The following is a 1,729-nucleotide window of genomic DNA, read 5'->3' on the forward strand; positions in this document are numbered from 1 at the left end:
CTTCAATCCCGAGGCCGTGCTCGAGCCGAAGGAATTGCGCAAGATCGGCGACTTCATCCTGTACGGGATTGCCGCCGCCGACGAGGCGCTGAAGGATTCCGGCTGGGAACCCAAGACGCATGAAGAGCAATGCGCCACCGGCGTCCTGATCGGCTCCGGCATCGGCGGCATCGAGGGCATCGCCGAGAACGCGATGATCCTCAAGGAACGCGGCCCGCGCCGCATCAGCCCCTTCTTCATCCCGGGCCAGATCATCAATCTCGTCTCCGGGCAGGTTTCGATCCGGCACGGGCTGAAAGGCCCGAACCATGCCGTCGTCACGGCCTGTTCGACCGGCGCGCACGCCATTGGCGATGCTGCCCGGCTGATCATGTGGGGCGATGCCGACGTGATGGTCGCCGGTGGCGCCGAAGCGCCGGTGACGCGGCTGTCGATCGCCGGGTTCGCCGCATGCCGGGCACTGTCGACGGAACGCAATGATTCGCCGCAAACGGCGTCGCGCCCCTATGATCGCGACCGCGACGGCTTCGTCATGGGCGAGGGCGCCGGCGTTGTCGTGCTCGAGGAGCTCGAACATGCCAAAGCACGCGGCGCCAAGATCTATGCCGAGGTGACGGGTTATGGTCTCACCGGCGACGCGCATCACATCACGGCGCCCGCCGAGGATGGCGATGGTGCCTTCCGTTGCATGACGGCGGCACTCAACCGGGCCAAGCTTACGCCTGCCGACGTCGACTACATCAACGCGCACGGCACCTCGACCATGGCCGACACGATCGAGCTCGGCGCTGTCGAGCGGCTTGTCGGCAATGCCGCATCGAAGATCTCGATGTCGTCGACCAAGTCGTCGATCGGCCATCTGCTTGGGGCGGCCGGTGCCGCCGAAGCGATCTTCTCGATCCTTGCCATCAGGGACAATGTCGCGCCGCCGACCATCAACCTCGACAACCCCGAACGCGAAACCGCGATCGACCTGGTGCCGAACAAGCCGCGCGCCCGCCAGATCGACGTGGCGCTGTCCAATTCGTTCGGCTTTGGCGGGACCAATGCGTCGCTGGTCTTCCAGCGCTACAATGGCTGATCGTCCGGCTGCCGGGCGACGCTTTGGCGTGCCGTCAATTTTGCCATATTCGCCTCTACTCTGCCGCTGGGGATTCGTTGGGCGATCAAACGGTAGGGCGAAATGAACACAAATCCGGCAGGCAACGGAGAATTCGGGCAACGGCCGGCAACATCCGGACCGATCGTGCCGAAAACGGCCAGCGAGGCGTTGCGGCCAGAGGCCGGCACGCCGCCGCCGAAGCGCTCGCGTGCGTCACGCAGCCAGGTCGTCGTGTTCATGAACTTCGTCATCTCCTCGGTGATGCTGGTGGTTCTGGCGGCCGGCGTCGCGGTCTATTTCGGCAAGCAGGAATTCACCGAGCCCGGACCCTCCGCTAATGGCGATACCTTCCTGGTCAAGCCGAACACCGGCGTCCAGGATATCGCCGACCAGCTCGAACGCCGCGGACTGATCAGTGATGCCCGGGTATTCCGCCTTGGCGTGCGCGCCTTCGGCAATGATTCGGCGCTGAAAGCCGGCGAGTACGAGATCAAGCCCAGGGCTTCCATGCGCGATATCATGGAGCTTCTGAAGAGCGGCAAGTCGGTGATGTATTCGCTGACCATCCCTGAAGGACTGACTGTCGACCAGGCATTGCAGCGCATCGCCAAGGAGACTGCCTTGAGC

At 64.2% G+C, this 1,729-nt stretch carries 2 protein-coding genes; both read left to right on the top strand.

Translation table 11 applies throughout. The features are described from left to right. Positions 1-1,081 (top strand): beta-ketoacyl-ACP synthase II (gene fabF / locus EOA22_RS32570; RefSeq protein WP_127390551.1); only part of this gene is annotated, 1,081 nt, incomplete at its 5' end. A 102-nt stretch (positions 1,082-1,183) separates the two neighbouring features. Continuing rightward, on the top strand, positions 1,184-1,729 hold a 546-nt coding region (locus EOA22_RS32575), incomplete at its 3' end, for an endolytic transglycosylase MltG (protein WP_206521416.1).

The organism is Mesorhizobium sp. M7A.F.Ca.US.014.04.1.1 (genome assembly GCF_003998745.1).
Classification (GTDB): domain Bacteria; phylum Pseudomonadota; class Alphaproteobacteria; order Rhizobiales; family Rhizobiaceae; genus Mesorhizobium; species Mesorhizobium ciceri.